The organism is Mycolicibacterium bacteremicum (assembly GCF_002086115.1).
Taxonomy (GTDB): Bacteria; Actinomycetota; Actinomycetes; order Mycobacteriales; family Mycobacteriaceae; genus Mycobacterium; species Mycobacterium bacteremicum.
Genome location: NZ_MVHJ01000002.1, coordinates 229,132 through 246,663 on the forward strand (window position 1 = coordinate 229,132; position 17,532 = coordinate 246,663).

A 17,532-nucleotide genomic window follows, 5' to 3' on the forward strand; every position below is an offset into this window, starting at 1 on the left:
CACAACTGAACACAATCAAAACTGCTTTAACCAAAGCACCAACTAGTCCAGGAGGACACAGAAGTGGCGAAGGCGAAGTTCGAGCGGACGAAGCCGCACGTCAACATCGGGACCATCGGTCACGTTGACCACGGCAAGACCACGCTGACTGCAGCAATCACCAAGGTTCTGCACGACCAGTACCCCGATTTGAACGAGTCGCGCGCATTCGACCAGATCGACAATGCGCCCGAGGAGCGTCAGCGCGGTATCACCATCAACATCTCCCACGTGGAGTACCAGACCGAGAAGCGTCACTACGCACACGTCGACGCCCCCGGTCACGCTGACTACATCAAGAACATGATCACCGGTGCCGCTCAGATGGACGGCGCCATCCTCGTGGTCGCCGCCACCGACGGCCCGATGCCGCAGACCCGCGAGCACGTGCTGCTCGCCCGTCAGGTCGGCGTGCCCTACATCCTGGTCGCGCTGAACAAGTCCGACATGGTCGACGACGAAGAGCTCCTGGAGCTCGTCGAGCTGGAGGTCCGCGAACTGCTGGCCGCGCAGGACTTCGACGAGGAGGCCCCCGTGGTCCGCGTCTCGGCGCTCAAGGCGCTCGAGGGCGACGAGAAGTGGGTCAAGTCGGTCCAGGAGCTCATGGCTGCTGTCGACGAGTCGATCCCGGACCCGGTCCGCGAGACCGAGAAGCCGTTCCTCATGCCCGTCGAGGACGTCTTCACCATCACCGGTCGTGGCACCGTGGTGACCGGTCGCGTCGAGCGTGGCGTGATCAACGTGAACGAGGACGTGGAGATCGTCGGCATCCGCCCGACCACCACCAAGACCACCGTCACCGGTGTCGAGATGTTCCGCAAGCTGCTGGATCAGGGTCAGGCCGGCGACAACGTCGGTCTGCTGGTTCGTGGCATCAAGCGCGAGGACGTCGAGCGTGGCCAGGTCGTCGTGAAGCCGGGCACCACCACCCCGCACACCGAGTTCGAGGGCAGCGTCTACATCCTGTCCAAGGACGAGGGTGGCCGCCACACGCCGTTCTTCAACAACTACCGTCCGCAGTTCTACTTCCGTACCACGGACGTGACCGGCGTGGTGACCCTCGCCGAGGGCACCGAGATGGTGATGCCCGGTGACAACACCGACATCTCCGTCAAGCTGATCCAGCCGGTCGCCATGGACGAGGGCCTGCGGTTCGCCATCCGTGAGGGTGGACGTACCGTCGGCGCCGGTCGTGTGACCAAGATCGTCAAGTAGGCTCCGCCTACCCAGGATCGCCTGAGTAGTTTCAGCTAGTACAGAGCGGCGCTCACCCGAAAGGGTGGGCGCCGCTTTGTGTTGCACACGAGCGATCGCGAAGCCAGCAAACTTTTTCGCGAAGACCCGATCCGATAGTTTGAGCATCTTGCACTCTCGACGTTATTGCACTTTTCCGACGGAATGTGCCGCCATATACCAACGAGTGGCGCCTCCGTTTGTAGCGGAGGAACGTGTTCCCGGAATGTTCCAGGCCGTTGAGGCGCGAAAGCCGCGAGCACCCGCTATTTTGGTTATCGAGTTGACCTAGCTTGCCGAGCCAAGGTCTCAAAGGGCCTAGACGGGGGCAGCATCTTGAGTCGTCGCGATGCGGTAATTGTTGGAATTGACCAGTACCGGGGCGCGCCACTCTTCGGATGTGTAAATGATGCGCGCGACATCGCGGAATGTTTGTCGTTCGAGCAGTATTCGTATAACTGTGTAACCCTGTTCGACCAGCAAGCGACTCGGTCTGAGGTCTTGCAGACGTTGGGGGAGCGCGCGTACGGAGCAGATGGCGGGGGAGGAACACTACTCTTCTATTTTGCCGGACACGGCGAGGTGCTCGGAGATCAGGCGCATCTTGTCACTTTCGACGCTCAACCTCACGATCCCGGGATATCACTTGCCCATCTCGGACAGTTGATGGAATCGGCCAGTAACGCATATGACCATGTGATCGTGCTACTAGACAGTTGCCATTCGGGCTCCGCATACAACTGGGTGAGTGGTAGGCCGCTACGGGCTGGCGACGTGCATCGCAATCTGAGATCAGTCAACGAGTCTCGGTGCATCCTTGCAGCGTGCCGTCCGGAGCAAGAGGCACAGGAGCTAGCCGGGCACGGCGCTTTCACCTCAAAATTAGTGTCAGGATTGCTTGGCGGAGCGGTGAATGGGCACGGCGACGTAACGGTGCTCGGGCTCTACGACTACGTATCTGGAATTTTCGGAGATGGTGAACAGATGCCAGTATTTAAGGGTGACATCGCCGGAACCGTCATCTTAGGGTCTGGGTTTGAGCCGGCACCCAATGCAGCCGTCGATGACGACGAAGCTAATCAAATTGTCAGCCGTGGTCGGCATATGCTGGACGACTATGACTATTTACAGCAGCGCGAGTTGTCGGACTCCATTCATCGTGACACGGAGGGTCTCGCGAACTGTGCCGCCGAGCTGGAGACCATTGTGAAATGGTTCGACGCGAACGAGAAAGGTCGGGGAGCTCTCGCTACCAACTCTCAGTGGAGTCACATGCGAGATATGATCCGCAGTCATGTCGGTAGTGTCACCCCGATTTCGGCTGGTCAGCGAACCCGTGCGGGGACGCTTCGCGGCAAACTAGGAACTGGAGGTTTTGGGAATGTCTGGAATGTAGAAGACGGCGATACAACGAGCGCATACAAAATATATCATCCAAGCGAATTGCACGATGAGATCAAGGTTGAGCGCTTCAAGAACGGTTATGGCAATATGCGAAAGCTCGAACATCCTAGAATAGTTCGGGTGCGCGATTTGACCCTCGCCCCACTCGGTATAGTGATGGACTACATCGAAGGTTCTAACCTGAGGGATTCGTATCTTGATAGGTCGGACGAGGCACTCTGTTTGAAACTCATGAAAGAAATCGCGGAAACTGTCGAGCATGCGCACGGCAGAGGCGTCAAACATAGGGATATTAAGCCTGAAAACATTATCATTAAGTACGGAGAGGAAGGAGATCCCGAGCCCTTTCTGACCGACTTTGACCTCGCATACCATCAAACGAATCGTACAATGACGGCGATGTACGGCGTAGGTGGAGTTCTGAATTATGCGGCGCCGGAGCAGTTGCACACGCCTACTGCTGCCGCTGCGCGTTCGCCAGCTGTCGACGTTTACAGCCTTGCGCAACTGATGTTTTATATTGTCACGGCCGAAGACCCAGCAAGTGACGACGCTGAGAAAAATCGAACTAGGCTTGCACGCGCCACAAACAATTGGGCGGACCCACGCGCCGTTCGCATTCTTAATGAACTATATGATCAAAGCACGCAGCGGGATCCCGCGGACCGCCCGCAGAGTGTAGCTGAGGTACTCCGGCAGATCGCAAAGGCCGAAGCCTATGTTCTTGCTGAAACTGGTGATGATCGAATTAGTGAAGATAGGATTGTTGAGCGAATCGCGCATAGCTACCGAGGCTATGGCAATTATAGCTTGAGCGGGCAAGAGATAACCATGCTCAGCTTGTCGGGGCAGGTTGCAATCTCCATTATTTCGAAGGGCCGATCTACCAATCGAACCGACCAGATAGATATAGAGCTTGAGTTGTCCGTGACTGGTGCCATCCCAGTTGCGTCTTTCACGACGGGTGCTAATGCGAGGCGCCTGCTCAACCAAAAGCTTGATCGAATTGTCCAACGGTTCGATCTTGTAGAACGTCATGCCGGCAACCGCGGCGCTTTTCAAACCTTCATTGTCGTCCGTAATGTGGCTCTATCGACTGATGGCGTTGTCCGCGTAGTTGAAATTTTGTCAGAATGTGTCAGTTGCGTAGATGGGGCCTGACGCTCAACATCCATGTACCAACGACCGTGATTGGTATCCCGCTCCTGGATAGGTGCGCACTAAGGGCCGGACGGTCGGGTCGTACGAGAGTTCGCTTGTTTAGAGCGAGAGCAGTATGCAGTCAGCATGACTCCTCGCTAAAGCAGGCGCGAACTTAAAATCGGATGCGAAGGAATTCGGTAAAGTCTTGAATGTCGGAACCGGGCAGAAGTCAAACACTACGTTTGAAGTTGATCTATTGTCGAACGTTCGATTTGTGTTTGTATCCGTTTGCTCCGATGTATTCGGACGATCGATTAGTTGGGACCGAGAAGTGTCACGCGTGCACATTCATTTGCTGACTAATCGGCGAGTGCATCTACGTCTGCAGCGGTCAAGTGCAACAGCGTGTCCGTTTAATGAGTCCCGTAAGCGCAGGCGAGAAGTGAAGATGGCGAGGTTCGCGGCCTAGAGGTCCTCGATGCTCAGGATCCCGTCCTGCACGGCACGGGCGATCAGCGCCGCCTTGGTCGGTGCGGGCCGGCCGACCGCCGCGTATTTGGCGCGGGCGCGTTGCAGATGGGTGCGCACCGTGGACGGTTCGATGAACAGTCGCTTGGCGACGAACTCCTTGTTCTCGGTCTGGAACCAGGCGATCAGCACCTCGCGCTCGCGCGTGCTCAGCCCGGGGCGCCCGACGGTGCGGTCGTTGAACAGGGCCTTGGCCATCCGCGGTCCGACGTAGGGGGTGTTCGCCCGCGCGGCGTAGATGGCGTCGAACAGGTGCTGCTTGTCCTCACCCTTGGCCAGGAATGTGGTGGCGCCGGCGTCCAGGCTGGACAGGATGACCTCATCGGTGGCCATGTGCGAGTAGACGATCACCCGGTGCCCGGCCTCGCAGACCTCGCTCAGCGTCTCGAACTCCGGCTGGAAGCGGTCGTATTGCAGGTCGAACATCACCACGTCGATGCCTTCGCCACCGCGCGGATGATCGTCCAGGAACGCCTTCGGGTGCGGATAGTCGGCGACGAGTTCGATGGGCGGATCCTGCTCGGCAAACCAGGCGCGCACCCCGGCGTGGATCACGTCGTGGTCGTCGATCAGCACCACCGACACGGCGTCCGTCATGTTCCCCGCCCCGTGACTCACCGTCTTCATCATGCGTTTCACCCTGATGTTGAGAGAACCGTCAGCTGGTAGACGCCCCGTCCCAGTATCAGGACTGTACTACCCGGCCTCGGGTTTCGTTGCCCAAGTCGAACTCACGGCTAACGTAATTGTCGCCGTGGCAGATTTTAGGCGATTTCCGCGCACTCGTCGGCCGGAATGTCCGAGTCAGACATCTGATGGTGGACGCTGACCCACACGGTGTCGCCGATCTCGGTGACCTCGATACGGGGGGTGTCCCCGTCGCCGGGCCGGGGCTCGATGTCGATCCCGCCGTTGTCGCAGATGATGCTGGCGACCAGTTCGCCGGGGGCGACCATGAGCCCGACCCGGGCATTGTCGCGGGCCAACGCCAGCGTCGTCTCGATCGGTTCGAGCAGCCGCCGGCGCACCTCCGGGGTCAACCGGGGCAGGTCGCCGTCGGTGTTGAGCGACACCACGACCCCCCGTGCATCGGCCGCCTCGATGGCCGGTCGCAGATCGGCCACCAACGGGTGGCTGTAGGTGCGGGCCTGATAGATGTAGAGCCGCAGTCGCCGCGACTCGATCCGGGCCCGCCACCGGATGTCGGCATCGATGGTGCCGGTGCTCAATGTCTGCAACAGCGGGAAGACTCCGCGGATCAGCTTGGAGGTGCGCCGCACATAGTCGTCGTGCAGCGCCTCGGAGATCCGGCGCTGCGCATCCTGGGCCCAGCGCTCGCGATTCTCGGCCACCGCGATCGCGTGGGCGCGGCGCAGCCACACCGGGAAGGCCAGCACCAGCAGCTGCACCACGAACACCCCGGCCGTGTACAGCGCCAGATTGAAAGCCGCTGCGATGCCCGGATATTGCACGAAGTTCAGCACCGAGATGCCGAGCCAGAACAACACCATCACCGACACCGAGATCTGCCAGGAGTGCCGTAGCAGGTACGGCAGCACGCACAGGGTGGTCGCGTACATCGTCCACTGGGCGGGACTGCCGAGCCGGTCGTCGGGCATCAGCAGGGATTGGGCGGCGACGACGACGGCCATCACGAACAGTGCCGGCACGGTCAGATCCGGCCCGCGGCCGAGCACCCGGGGAATGCCGGCCAGTGCCACCAGCACCGCGATGCCGCCGAGGGCGAATTGAATTGCGGGGTAGGGAGTCTGGAAGGCGGTCTGGGGTACCGCGACGGCCAGTTGCAGCACCGCGATGATCACGATGGCGATGCCGAAGCGGACCAGGATGCGGTCGGTGAACTGATAGGCGTCGTTGGCGTGCCGGGTCTCGACCGGCTCGCGGGCCTGGTTCCATTTCAAGGTCACCACCGTGCCCTGGCCCGGGGCGGACTGCACCGAGGCGGTACCCCGCGCCCGCCGCATGCGCCCGACGATGGACTCGGTGACGCCGTGTCCGAGCGTGGTGTTGACCGGGTCGAAACCGATTCCGTCATCGGTCACGGTGACACCCGAGGGCGCGACATCGATGACGACCGAGGTGGCCTGGGCGTGCCGCTCGGCGTTGTTCAGTGACTCCCGCACTACCGCGACAACGGCATTGGCCGACCGCCCGTCCAGGATCAGCCGGTCCAGTCCGGCGAGCTGCACCGGGGTGGTCGCCAGCGCGATCTCCCGGCGCAGGGCCGCGACGATGTCGACATCGGCGTCGGACGCGATACTGAGGTGGTCCTCGGCCAGCAGCGCCAGGTCCCGGCGGGCCTGTGCGGCAATGCGATCCGGCGAGATCTTGGCGCCCTCGCCGACCAGGTGCAGGGTGGAGGCCGCGGTGTCGTGCACCAGTGCCATGTGTTCCAGCTCGTGGTCGCGCATCGCGGCGGCCAGCGCATCGCGCAGCACGGCCTCGTTGTTCTCGGCCCGGGCCGCGTCGACCCGCCGCGCGACCGCGCGGGCGGTCGACACCAGCGCCGTCGTCACCACCCACTCGATGGGCAGCATGTAATAGATCATCGGCAGGTGGACGACCTGGCTCCACCCGACGACCTGGGCGCAGCCGATGGCGTAGGCGCCCGTGATGGCGAGCGCGGCCGGCAGGCTCACCTTCGGCGGTGCCGCGAGCGCGGCGCTGATCACCGCGGTGCCCGCGATGACCTGGGGCACCGAGTTCGTGTACAGCAGCTGCTGATCGACCCCGAAAACCGGTACCGCGGCCGACACCGCCAACACGTAGCCGAAGTCGATGGCCAGGTGGATCGGTGCCGTCGAGCGGGTGAGCAGGCGGTAGATGGCCCACCACACCAGTAGCGCCAGCGCGACGACGCCCGCGGTGGTCTCCGGGGTGCCGGGCAGCAGCAACGCGCTGCCGGAGGCAACGAGCGTGACGCTGTTCAGCAGGACGACAGAGATTTCCTGGGCGCCGCCGATGACCTGCTGCTCTGAGACATGGACCGCCGGGTCGTGGCCGCTCCTGGGCACAGGCATTTTCTTACCAAACGTCTATGACGAAGTCAGCCAATTGACGGACATTGACATATGTTACGAGCATCCGTCCGGCGTGTCCCGCGTGCGGCTCGCCGGCTGCCCTCCGGGGCGGGCCGGGTGTGGTTAATCTGTGCCGGTCGAGGTGAGGAGCGTGACCGATGTTGTGGCGTTACGTCAAGGCCCAGGCCTGGGTGCTGCTGTGCGGCGGTCTGGTCGGCCCGATCTTCCTGGCCGTGTACTTCGCGACCGGCCAGAGCGATCTGTTGAAGTGGATGTTCTGGACGGGCCTGCTGATCACCGCGGTCGATGTGTTCGCCGCGCTGGGGCTGGCCACCTACGGGGCCAATGCGCAAGCCCGCACCGAGGCGCTGGAGTCAGAAGGTGTGCTCGCGCTGGCCCAGATCACCGGCTTGGCCGAGACGAACACCCAGATCAACGACCGCCCGCTGGTGCGTCTGAACCTGAACATCGCCGGGCCCGGCATCACGCCATTTGCCGCCGAGGACAAGGTGATCGCGAGCGTGGACCGGCTACCGATGCTGACCGGTCGTCGGCTGGTGGTGCTCGTCGACCCGGCGACCAACAAGTTCCAGATCGACTGGAGCAGATCGGGGTTGATCAGCGGGCTGGTGCCCGCGACGTTCACGATCGCCGAGGACAACCAGACCTACGATCTGTCGGGCCAGGTCGAACCGTTGATGGAGATTCTGCAGATCCTCAAGGCGCATGGGATCGGCATGAACAACATGATCGACCTGCGCAACAACCCGTCGGCCCGCGCCCAGGTGCAGGCCGTGGTGCGACGGGCCGCCATGCAACGATCCGCCCCACCCGCCGCGCCGGCGCCCGCCTCCCCCGTGGCTGCGCCGTCCGCGGCGCCCACGGTCAGCACCGCGCAGCGACTGCAGGAACTGGAGACGCTGCGCGCCACCGGTGCAATCTCGGGGGCCGAGTACACGGCCAAGCGGCAGCAGATCATCTCCGAGCTGTAGCCCGGTCCGTTTCTAGAACACGTTCCAGTTGGGCTGCTAGCCTGAGCGCTCGGGGATCGCGGTGAAAGGACGGGCCATGGCGGCGGCAGAGAAATCGCTCGAAGGACGGGTGGCATTCGTGACGGGCGCCGCCCGCGGCCAGGGTCGCGCACACGCGGTGCGGCTGGCCAACGAGGGAGCCGACATCATCGCCTCGGATATCTGCGCCCCGGTGTCGAATTCGGTCACCTACCCGCCCGCCACCTCCGAGGATCTGGCCGAGACCGTGCGCGCGGTGGAGGCCACCGGTCGTAAGGTGCTGGCCCGCGAGGTCGACATCCGTGATCTGGAGGCCCAGCAGAAGCTGGTGGCCGACGCGGTCGAGCAGTTCGGCCGCCTGGACGTGGTGGTCGCCAACGCCGGCGTGCTCAGCTGGGGCCGGATCTGGGAGCTGACGCCCGAGCAGTGGGACACCGTCGTCGACGTCAACCTCAACGGCACTTGGCGGACGATCCGGGCCACCGTGCCCGCGATGATCGAGGCCGGCAACGGTGGGTCGATCATCATCGTCAGCTCGTCGGCGGGGGTGAAGGCCACCCCCGGCAACGCGCACTACGCCGCGTCCAAGCACGGCCTGACCGCCCTGACGAACTCGCTGGCACTCGAGGTGGGCGAGTTCGGCATCCGGGTGAACTCCATCCACCCCTACTCGATCGACACCCCGATGATCGAACCCGAGGCGATGGGTGCGCTGTTCGCCAAGCATCCCAGCTTCCTGCACAGCTTCGCCCCGATGCCGTACCACCGTGTGACCGACGGCAAGAGTGAGGGCTTGGCCGCGTTCATGGCACCCGAGGAGGTCGCCAACGTGGTGGCCTGGCTGGCCGGTGACGGGTCCTCGACGCTGTCGGGCAGTCAGATCGCCGTCGACCGCGGCGTCATGAAGTACTAGCCAGGGCCGCGGCGAATCGGTCCATCGCCCAGTCGATCTCGGCGGCGGTGATGACCAGCGGGGGAGCGAACCGCAGGGTCTGACCGTGGGTGTCCTTGACCAGGACGCCGCGCTCGGCCAGGCGCAGGCTGATCTGCTTGCCGGTGCCCAGGCCCGGGTCGATGTCCACCCCGGCCCACAGCCCCTTGCCGCGGACCGCCGTGACACCGGCCATACCGGCCAGTCCGGCGTGCAGGTGCGCACCCAGTTCGGTTGCGCGGTCCTGGTATTCGCCGGTCTGCAGGATGCTCACCACGGTCGTTCCCACCGCGGCGGCCAGTGGGTTGCCGCCGAAGGTCGAGCCGTGCTCGCCGGGGTGCAGGACGCCGAGGATGTGGCGGTCTGCGACCACGGCCGACAGCGGGACCACCCCGCCGCCGAGCGCCTTGCCGAGCAGATACATGTCGGGCACCACACCCCAGTGCTCACAGGCGAAGGTGCGGCCGGTGCGAGCCAGCCCGGACTGGATCTCGTCGACGATCATCAGCACGTCGTTGTCGGTGCAGAGCCGCCGGACCCGCGGCAGGAAATCATCGGGTGGCACGATGATGCCCGCCTCGCCCTGGATCGGTTCCAGCAGCACGGCGACGGTGTGCTCGTCGATGGCGGCGGCCAGCGCGTCGGCGTCGCCGAACGGGACCGCACGGAAGCCCGGTGTAAACGGGCCGAATCCGCCACGCGCCACCGGGTCGTCGGAGAAGCTGATGATGGTGGTGGTCCGACCGTGAAAGTTGTTCTGCGCGACGACGATGTTGGCGGTATCGACCGGCACACCCTTGACGTCGGTGCCCCACTTGCGGGCTACCTTGATCGCGCTCTCGACGGCCTCGGCGCCGCTGTTCATCGGCAGCACCATGTCCTTGCCGCACAGCCGGGCTAGTGCGGCGCAGAACGGGCCGAGCCGGTCGGAGTGGAAGGCCCGACTGACCAGGGTGACGGTGTCGAGCTGGGCGTGTGCGGCGGCGGTGATGAGCGGATGGCGGTGCCCGAAGTTCACCGCCGAGTAGGCCGCCAGGCAGTCCAGGTAGCGGCGGCCTTCGATGTCGGTGATCCAGGCGCCCTCGGCTGCGGCCGCGACCACCGGCAGCGGTGAATAGTTGTGTGCGGCATACCGATTGTCGAGCTCGATGGCCGCAGCTGTACCGGCGTGGTCTACGAGAGTCACGGGTGCACCCGTTCTGGGCTGTTGGTTCGTTCGCTTCGCTCACTCACGGGTGCACCTCGCGGGCTCGGTGCACCCGTTCTGGGCTGTTGGTTCGTTCGCTTCGCTCACTCACGGGTGCACCTCCAGCGTGCAGCACTTCACCGACCCGCCGCCCTTGAGCAGTTCGGACAGGTCGATCCCGATCGGTTCGAAGCCGGCCGACCGCAACTGCGCGGCGAACCCGGTCGCAGCGGCGGGCAGCAGGACGTGGCGGCCGTCGGACACCGCGTTCAGGCCGAGCACGAAGGCGTCGGCGGTGCCGACGGTCAGCGCATCGGGAAAGTGCTTGCGCAGCAACGCCAGCGCTCCGTCGCTGAACGCCGGCGGGTAGTAGGCGACGACGGGCTGCGGGCCGTCGGTGAGTACCGTCAGCGCGGTGTCGAGATGGTAGAACCGCGGGTCGACGAGCTCCAGGCTGAGCACCGGCATGCCGGTGATCGATGCGATCTCGTCGTGCGCGCGGCGATCGGTGCGGAATCCGTACCCCGCCAACACCATCGGGCCGGCGACCAGCAGATCGCCCTGTCCCTCGTTGTGGTGCCGGGTGCGGTGCGGCTGCAGGCCGGCGCGGGTCATCCAGGCGGCGTAGGCATCGGCCTCGGGGGCACGCTCGGGGAAGGTGAAGTTGGCGACGATGGCGTGCCCACCGACGACAAGCCCGCCATTGGCGGCGTACACCATGTCCGGCAGGCCGGGGACCGGGTCGACCAGTTCGACGGTGTGGCCGAGTTCGGCATAGCTGCGGTGCAACGTCTCCCACTGGGCCAGCGCGCGGTGGCTGTCCACCGGCACCGAGGGATCCATCCAGGGATTGATGGCGTACTCGACGGCGAAGAACGTCGGCGCGGTCATCACGAAGCGGCGGGTGCGGGCTCGGCGGCGGGTGTCGGGGGCGGCGGTGAGGTCGGAAACCGTCATGATCTGACGATATTCGCCGCTTTTGGCGCAATCAATCGCCGACTATTGCGTCTACTATGTCGATTCATTGTTCCGGAGGCGTAGAGTCGGCGATCCATTGTGCACGTGAGAGGATTTCCGATGGACGAGACAGATGAGCGCATCCTGGCCGAGCTCACCGACCACGCCCGGGCGACCTTCGCCGAGATCGGCGAGCGGGTGAATCTGTCGGCGCCCGCGGTGAAACGACGGGTCGACCGGATGCTCGACTCCGGGGTCATCCGCGGATTCACCGCCGTGGTGGACCGGCAGGCACTCGGGTGGACCACCGAGGCCTATGTTCAGGTGTACTGCCACGGCACCATCGCCCCCAGCGAGTTGCGGCGGGCGTGGGTGGACATCCCCGAGGTGGTCAGCGCGGCGACGGTCACCGGCACGGCCGATGCGATCCTGCACGTCCTCGCACGCGATATGCGGCACCTCGAGGATGCCTTGGAACGCATCCGGGCCAGCGCCGACATCGAGCGCAGCGAGAGCATCGTCGTGCTCTCCAACATCATCGAGCGCAGCCGGTCCTGACGGGTACCACGGGGTGGTGCCGTATCGAGCGCGTCACCGTGTTAGAAAACCCACGTGACAAATAATGGTGGAATCGTCATCGTCGGTGGCGGCCTGGCTGGTGCCCGCACCGCCGAACAACTGCGTCGCGCCGAGTACACCGGCCCGATCACCATCGTCAGCGACGAGGAACACCTGCCCTATGACCGGCCTCCGCTGTCCAAAGAGGTGCTGCGCAACGCCGACCACGACGTGGTGCTCAAGCCGCAGGAATTCTACGACGAGGGCAACATCACCCTGCGCCTGGGAGCAGGCGCGCAGTCGGTGGACACCGCGGCCAAGGTGCTGACGCTCGCGGATGGCTCGACGCTCGGGTACGACGAGCTCGTCATCGCGACCGGTCTTGAGCCCAAGCGCATTCCGTCCTTCCCCGACCTCGAGGGCATCCGCGTGCTGCGATCCCTGGGGGAGAGCGCCGAGCTGCGCGAACACGCCGCCACCGCGCGCCGCGCCGTCATCATCGGCGCCGGGTTCATCGGTTGTGAAGTGGCCGCCAGCCTGCGCCAGCTCGGCGTCGACGTGGTGATCGTCGAGCCGCAGCCCACCCCGCTGGCCTCGGTACTCGGCGAGAAGATCGGTGCGCTGGTCACCCGGCTGCACGAGGCCGAGGGTGTGCAGGTGCGCTGTGGAGTCGGTGTCGAGTCCGTGGCCGGTGCCGGCAAGGTCGAGAAGGTCGTGCTCTCCGACGGTACCGAGCTCGACGCCGACGTGGTCGTCGTCGGGATCGGATCGCGGCCGGTGACCGGGTTCCTGGACGGCAGTGGCATCGAGGTCGACAACGGTGTCGTCTGCGACTCGGTCGGGCGGACCAACGTCGAGCACGTCTGGGCCATCGGCGATGTGGCGTCCTGGCGCACCGAGGCCGGCCATCAGGAGCGGGTCGAGCACTGGAGCAATGTCGCCGAGCAGGCGCGGGTGCTGGTGCCGGCGCTCCTAGGCCAGGAGCCGGGCGCGCCGGCCATCTCCGTGCCCTACTTCTGGAGCGATCAATACGACGTCAAGATCCAGTGCCTCGGCGAACCGGCCGCCGACGACATCGTGCACCTGGTGTCCGATGACGGCCGCAAGTTCCTGGCCTACTACGAGCGCGACGGTGTGGTGACCGCGGTCGTCGGCGGCGGCATGCCGGCCAAGGTGATGAAGGCCCGCGGCAAGATCGCCGCGGGCGCCCCGATCACCGACGTCCTGTCGTGATTTGGGGAGTCCTACCCGGACTCATTCCGGGTGAGACTCCGCAAACCGCTCAGAACTCGCCGAGGTAGAACCGACTGCCCTGATCATCGGTGCACAGCGCCGAGCGCCCGTAGGACTGCGCCGACGGCTCCTCGATGACGGTGCCACCGGCCGCGCGGACCCGGGCGACCGCGGCGTCGATGTCCTCGACGGTCCACATCGGCACGGCTGCCGACTGTTCGTGACCGCCGGCCATGCCGGCCATCGGGTGGCAGCCCTCGATGTTCCAGCCGTCCTCGATGCGCCCCGGGGTGAACGTCCAGAACAGGAACCGGCTGTAGAACGCCCGGAACTCCGAAGAGTCGGGGGCGAAATACGTGATGTAGGAAAGCTCGCCCGGCCCAGCCCCGTTCAACGCCGGTCGCGGGGTGCCCGGCGCGGCGGCACGGAAGACCGCGAAGGAGGCGCCGGCCGGATCGGTCGCGTCGAGCACCGTGCCGAAATCGAACTCGGTCTCGGTCCCGGTGCTGCCCCCGCCGTCGACGATGGACTGCCTGGCCCCGGCCAGATCGTCGACGGCGTAGCAGCAGAACAGCGTCGGCGGACCGGCCACGCTGTGCAGACCGATCCGCGCCGCGGTGTTGGTCACCTGGTTGGTGGCGCGGTCGTACACCCAGCCCAACACGTGTCCGTAGAACACCGCGGCGCGCTCGGCGTCCGGGGTCCAGACCGAGATGTAGCCGACGTCGCCGTGCTGGATCGTGACGGGGGCCCCGGTCACCGGCCCGGTCAACATCCACCGGTGCCCGGACGGATCGATGATGGTCGCGGTACGCGACCCATGTGCCTCGTAGGGTTCTCTCTCGACCCTGGCGCCGCGACCTGCTGCCCGCTGCACCGCTGCGTCCGCGTCCGGTACGGGCAGCATCAGGCTCACCGAGACCGATTGTGGCTCAGGTGCTTTCAAGCCCATCTCGGGGAACTCGTCGGCGAGATAGAGAACGCCGGTGCCGATGACGAGTTCGGCATGCCCGACCCGGCCGTCGTCCATCAGGATCGGGCTGCCCACCAGCGTGGCGCCCAGCGCATCGATGTACCAGTCGATGGCGGTGCGGGCGTCCCGGACGGCCAGATAGGGCAGCGCCGCCGGTCGGGGGGATTCGGGCGTGACCGGCGCAGGGGCGTTCAGTTCGGCAATGACGGTGTCGGTGCCACTCATTTCGACTCCTTCGGTGTTGTGCGGCAATGCGAGGGCCGATTCGAGGCGCGCACGCAACCGTGCGGCGAACGCCGGATCGGGAGCCACCGGAAGCTCGTTCCCGTGCAATGCGGTCAACGGATCTCGGTTGTCGTTCACGGGGTCCCTCCTTCCGGTGTCGGGTAATGCGATCGAAATGCGCGCCGGGCCCGCACCAGCAATGCCTCGGTCGCATGCACGGTGCGGCCGAGCAGTTGGGCGCACTCGGGTACCGAGCAGTCGTCGAGGTAGCGCAGGGCCAGCACGGTGCGGTGGTGTTCGGGCAGATGCGCCAGCACCGACTCGGCCACGATGCGGTCCAGTTCGGTGTCCCAGCGGTCCACCGGGTCCGTTTCGGGCAACTCCGCCACCGGCACGCTGAACCTGTCGTGCCTGCGGCGATAGTGATCGGCGAGCTTGTGCCGGGCCACCCCGATCAGCCACGCCACCGTGATCGGCGGCGGCGCCGGCCTGCGGGCGGCGTCCATGGCCGCCAGGAAGGTCTCCGAGGTCAGGTCCTCGGCCGTCGCGCGGTCGCCGCAGCGGCGGGTGAAGTACCCGTACACCACGGGCAACGCCGCGTCGTAGAGCTCCAGGAGCTCCCGAGGGGCGTCGCGGTGGTCCGTTTCGACGCTCACACCTTCATCGTCGCCGTCCGGGCCTCAACTCCGACACCCCGATTTCCGGCGATTTGCGGAGCCGTACCCGTAATGAGTCCGGGTGCGACTCCACAAATCACAGCTCGGTGAGGCCGCGGCCGACCACATCGAAGGAGTCGCCGAGCAGGCGGGCCAGCGACACCGACTCGTCGGCCAACCACTGCTCATAGGCCGTCAAGGCCACCCCCAGCAGGGTCCAAGCGGCCGTCTGCGGGATCAGTCCGGCCGACTGCTCACCGCGCCGACGGGCCACGTACTCGGCGACCACGGCGCGCCAGCCGGCATACATGGTCATCGAATGGGCTTGCAGTGCATCGGTTTTGAGGATGAGTCGCATCCGGCGACGGTGCCGGTCCTGGTCGTCGAACTCGTTGAACGCCAGCAGGGCGGTGCGCAGGGCCTGTCCGACGCCCGCGGTCTGGTCGGCATCGTCGAGCAGCTGGCGCATGTGGTCGAGGTAGGCGTCGAAGTCGCCCCAGGGGATCGCGTTCTTCGACGGGTAGTACCGGAACAGCGTGCGGCGGGCGATTCCGGCGGCCTTCGCGACGTCATCGACGCTGACGTTGTCGAAACCGTGGGTGGTGAACAGGTCGAGCGCGACATCGGTGATGTGGTCCTGGTTGGTCGACGGACGACGGCCGGCGCGGGACGCCACGGAAACCACCCCCTTCCATTTGTGCACTCGATGCCATATTGTGTGCGACACAGGTCACAATCGTCGATCGCCGTGGCCTGACAACAGCCTAGAAAGGGATGACATGGACCAGAACCAGCAGGTCGAAAACAACACCGAGCTCGTGACCGAGTCCCTCGTCGAAGAGGTCTCGATCGACGGTATGTGCGGGGTTTACTGATCGTGAGCGCACCCACTGCTGATGCAGTGGCGTTCGACCCCGATCGCGGCTGGCGGCTGCACCACCAGGTGGCGGTGCGGCCGGAGCCGTTCGGGGCGCTGCTGTACCACTTCGGTACCCGCAAACTGTCTTTCCTGAAGAACCGGACGATCGTCGCGGTGGTCAACTCCCTCGATGAGCACTCCGATATCCGATCGGCGTGCCGCGCCGCCGGTATCGACGACGACGCCCAAGGCCCGTACCTACATGCGCTGAGCGTGCTGGTGAAATCCCACATGCTCGTCGCCAAGGAGACTCCATGACCGTGCTGGACACGGCGCTCGCGCCGGAAGTCTTGCCCCCGGCGCTGGTGCCCATCAAAGCTGAGCCGGTGAAGGTTCCCAAGCTCGTCGAGCAGTTCGAACACGGCCTTGATGCGCCGATCTGCCTGACCTGGGAACTGACGTATGCATGCAACCTGTCGTGCGTGCACTGCCTGTCGTCCTCGGGCAAGCGTGACCCGCGCGAGCTGTCCACCCAGCAGTGCAAGGCGATCATCGACGAGCTGCAGCGCATGCAGGTGTTCTACGTGAACATCGGCGGGGGCGAACCGACTGTGCGGTCGGACTTCTGGGAGCTGGTGGACTACGCGACCGCCCACCATGTCGGGGTCAAGTTCTCCACCAACGGGGTGCGCATCGACAAAGAGGTGGCTGCCAAGCTGGCCGCCAGCGATTACGTCGACGTGCAGATCTCGCTGGACGGTGCGACCGCCGAGGTCAACGACGAGGTCCGCGGACCGGGGTCGTTCGCGATGGCGATCCGTGCGCTGGAGAACCTGGCCGAGGCGGGCTTCAAAGACGCCAAGATCTCGGTGGTGGTGACCCGGCACAACATCGACCAGCTCGATGAATTCAAGGCGCTGGCAGACACGTACGGGGCCACCCTGCGCATCACCCGGCTGCGCCCGTCGGGCCGCGGCGCCGACGTCTGGGACGATCTGCACCCGACCCCGGCCCAGCAGGTGCAGCTCTATGACTGGCTGGTCGCCCACGGCGAGCGGGTGCTCACCGGGGACTCGTTCTTCCACCTGTCGGGCCTCGGTGAGCCGGGCGCGTTGGCCGGGCTGAACCTCTGCGGTGCCGGCCGGGTGGTCTGTCTGATCGATCCGGTGGGCGATGTGTATGCCTGCCCCTTTGCCATCCATGAGAAGTTCCTGGCCGGAAACATTTTGACCAGCAACGGATTCCAGGATGTATGGCAGAACTCGCAGCTGTTCAAGGACCTGCGCGAGCCGCAGTCGGCCGGTGCGTGCGCCAGCTGCAACCACTATGACGCCTGCCGGGGTGGCTGCATGGCGGCCAAGTTCTTCACCGGCCTGCCCATGGACGGACCCGATCCCGAATGCGTGCAGGGTTATGGCGAACCTGCACTGGCACTTGAGCGTGACAAGCCCAAGTCCAGTCAGGACCATTCCCGAACGGGTGGGAGGAAAGGCCCGATCCCGCTCAAGCTCCTGACCGTCCCGCCCAAGAAGTTCTGTAACGAAAGTCCTGTGTAG

At 65.0% G+C, this 17,532-nt stretch carries 16 protein-coding genes; 9 read left to right on the top strand and 7 right to left on the bottom strand.

Annotation, left to right across the window (positions count from 1 at the left end):
* The first annotated feature begins 63 nt into the window (after window positions 1-63).
* Together tuf and BST17_RS03415 are read left to right on the top strand one after the other, a co-directional pair.
* Complete coding sequence (tuf, locus tag BST17_RS03410) at window positions 64-1,254, top strand: elongation factor Tu (RefSeq protein WP_083055523.1); 1,191 nt, start codon at window positions 64-66, stop codon at window positions 1,252-1,254.
* A 354-nt stretch (window positions 1,255-1,608) separates the two neighbouring features.
* Complete coding sequence (locus BST17_RS03415) at window positions 1,609-3,837, top strand: protein kinase domain-containing protein (RefSeq protein ID WP_083055524.1); 2,229 nt, start codon at window positions 1,609-1,611, stop codon at window positions 3,835-3,837.
* A gap of 447 nt (window positions 3,838-4,284) precedes the next feature.
* Here the strand turns inward: BST17_RS03415 and BST17_RS03420 are convergent, their stop codons facing one another.
* Together BST17_RS03420 and BST17_RS03425 are read right to left on the bottom strand one after the other, a co-directional pair.
* Window positions 4,285-4,944, bottom strand: a complete 660-nt coding sequence (locus tag BST17_RS03420; protein ID WP_109749977.1) for a LuxR C-terminal-related transcriptional regulator — start codon at window positions 4,942-4,944, stop codon at window positions 4,285-4,287.
* A gap of 167 nt (window positions 4,945-5,111) precedes the next feature.
* Window positions 5,112-7,388: a sensor histidine kinase gene (locus tag BST17_RS03425; RefSeq protein WP_133053505.1), complete on the bottom strand. Its 2,277-nt coding sequence runs from the start codon at window positions 7,386-7,388 to the stop codon at window positions 5,112-5,114.
* Window positions 7,389-7,546: 158 nt separating this feature from the next.
* Between BST17_RS03425 and BST17_RS03430 the strand changes: the two genes are divergently transcribed.
* Window positions 7,547-8,380, top strand: a complete 834-nt coding sequence (locus BST17_RS03430) for an SHOCT domain-containing protein (protein ID WP_083055526.1) — start codon at window positions 7,547-7,549, stop codon at window positions 8,378-8,380.
* A gap of 76 nt (window positions 8,381-8,456) precedes the next feature.
* On the top strand, window positions 8,457-9,311 hold the full coding sequence (locus BST17_RS03435; RefSeq protein WP_083055527.1) for a mycofactocin-coupled SDR family oxidoreductase: 855 nt from the start codon (window positions 8,457-8,459) through the stop codon (window positions 9,309-9,311).
* On the opposite strand, the gene rocD is transcribed toward BST17_RS03435, so the two are convergent.
* Both rocD and ddaH read right to left on the bottom strand, forming a co-directional pair.
* Complete coding sequence (rocD, locus tag BST17_RS03440) at window positions 9,298-10,515, bottom strand: ornithine--oxo-acid transaminase (RefSeq protein ID WP_083055528.1); 1,218 nt, start codon at window positions 10,513-10,515, stop codon at window positions 9,298-9,300. The two genes, BST17_RS03435 and rocD, sit on opposite strands and share 14 nt — an antisense overlap.
* Window positions 10,516-10,623: 108 nt before the next feature.
* The gene (ddaH, locus tag BST17_RS03445) at window positions 10,624-11,472 is read right to left on the bottom strand and encodes a dimethylargininase (RefSeq protein ID WP_083055529.1); all 849 of its coding nucleotides are present in this window, start codon (window positions 11,470-11,472) and stop codon (window positions 10,624-10,626) included.
* 120 nt (window positions 11,473-11,592) lie between these two features.
* Here ddaH and BST17_RS03450 point away from each other — a divergent pair, with 120 nt between their 5' ends.
* Both BST17_RS03450 and BST17_RS03455 read left to right on the top strand, forming a co-directional pair.
* Entirely contained in the window at window positions 11,593-12,030 is a 438-nt protein-coding gene (locus BST17_RS03450) for an Rv2324 family transcriptional regulator (RefSeq protein ID WP_083055530.1), read from the top strand.
* A 54-nt stretch (window positions 12,031-12,084) separates the two neighbouring features.
* On the top strand, window positions 12,085-13,263 hold the full coding sequence (locus BST17_RS03455) for an NAD(P)/FAD-dependent oxidoreductase (RefSeq protein ID WP_083055531.1): 1,179 nt from the start codon (window positions 12,085-12,087) through the stop codon (window positions 13,261-13,263).
* Between the two features lie 49 nt (window positions 13,264-13,312).
* Here BST17_RS03455 and BST17_RS03460 read toward each other — a convergent pair whose 3' ends face one another.
* The 3 genes from BST17_RS03460 to mftR all read right to left on the bottom strand — a co-directional run bounded on the left by BST17_RS03460 (window position 13,313) and on the right by mftR (window position 15,802).
* Window positions 13,313-14,599: a VOC family protein gene (locus BST17_RS03460; protein WP_083055532.1), complete on the bottom strand. Its 1,287-nt coding sequence runs from the start codon at window positions 14,597-14,599 to the stop codon at window positions 13,313-13,315.
* A complete protein-coding gene (locus BST17_RS03465) occupies window positions 14,596-15,117 on the bottom strand; it encodes an RNA polymerase sigma factor (protein ID WP_083055533.1) in 522 nt (173 codons plus the stop codon). The genes BST17_RS03460 and BST17_RS03465 overlap by 4 nt, the downstream gene beginning before the upstream one ends.
* 97 nt (window positions 15,118-15,214) lie before the next feature.
* A complete protein-coding gene (gene mftR / locus BST17_RS03470) occupies window positions 15,215-15,802 on the bottom strand; it encodes a mycofactocin system transcriptional regulator MftR (protein WP_083055534.1) in 588 nt (195 codons plus the stop codon).
* Between the two features lie 94 nt (window positions 15,803-15,896).
* Here mftR and mftA point away from each other — a divergent pair, with 94 nt between their 5' ends.
* From mftA to mftC, 3 genes are read left to right on the top strand one after another with little or no spacing between them, the layout of a single operon-like run.
* Entirely contained in the window at window positions 15,897-15,992 is a 96-nt protein-coding gene (gene mftA, locus BST17_RS03475; protein WP_083055535.1) for a mycofactocin precursor MftA, read from the top strand.
* Window positions 15,977-16,294 (top strand): mycofactocin biosynthesis chaperone MftB, encoded by a 318-nt coding sequence (mftB, locus tag BST17_RS03480; RefSeq protein ID WP_207573561.1) that lies wholly within the window; start codon window positions 15,977-15,979, stop codon window positions 16,292-16,294. Before mftA ends, mftB begins: the two co-directional genes overlap by 16 nt.
* Window positions 16,291-17,532, top strand: coding sequence for a mycofactocin radical SAM maturase (gene mftC / locus BST17_RS03485; RefSeq protein ID WP_234807515.1), 1,242 nt, complete (start codon window positions 16,291-16,293; stop codon window positions 17,530-17,532). Before mftB ends, mftC begins: the two co-directional genes overlap by 4 nt.

What these genes read in the sequence shown, in the direction of transcription:
- BST17_RS03425 (WP_133053505.1), bottom strand. Translation starts at nt 7,388, where the DNA reads ATGCCTGTGCCCAGGAGCGGCCACGACCCGGCGGTCCATGTCTCAGAG.
- BST17_RS03435 (WP_083055527.1), top strand. Translation starts at nt 8,457, where the DNA reads ATGGCGGCGGCAGAGAAATCGCTCGAAGGACGGGTGGCATTCGTGACG.
- BST17_RS03430 (WP_083055526.1), top strand. Translation starts at nt 7,547, where the DNA reads ATGTTGTGGCGTTACGTCAAGGCCCAGGCCTGGGTGCTGCTGTGCGGC.
- mftC (WP_234807515.1), top strand. Translation starts at nt 16,291, where the DNA reads ATGACCGTGCTGGACACGGCGCTCGCGCCGGAAGTCTTGCCCCCGGCG.
- mftA (WP_083055535.1), top strand. Translation starts at nt 15,897, where the DNA reads ATGGACCAGAACCAGCAGGTCGAAAACAACACCGAGCTCGTGACCGAG.
- ddaH (WP_083055529.1), bottom strand. Translation starts at nt 11,472, where the DNA reads ATGACGGTTTCCGACCTCACCGCCGCCCCCGACACCCGCCGCCGAGCC.
- BST17_RS03420 (WP_109749977.1), bottom strand. Translation starts at nt 4,944, where the DNA reads ATGACGGACGCCGTGTCGGTGGTGCTGATCGACGACCACGACGTGATC.
- BST17_RS03450 (WP_083055530.1), top strand. Translation starts at nt 11,593, where the DNA reads ATGGACGAGACAGATGAGCGCATCCTGGCCGAGCTCACCGACCACGCC.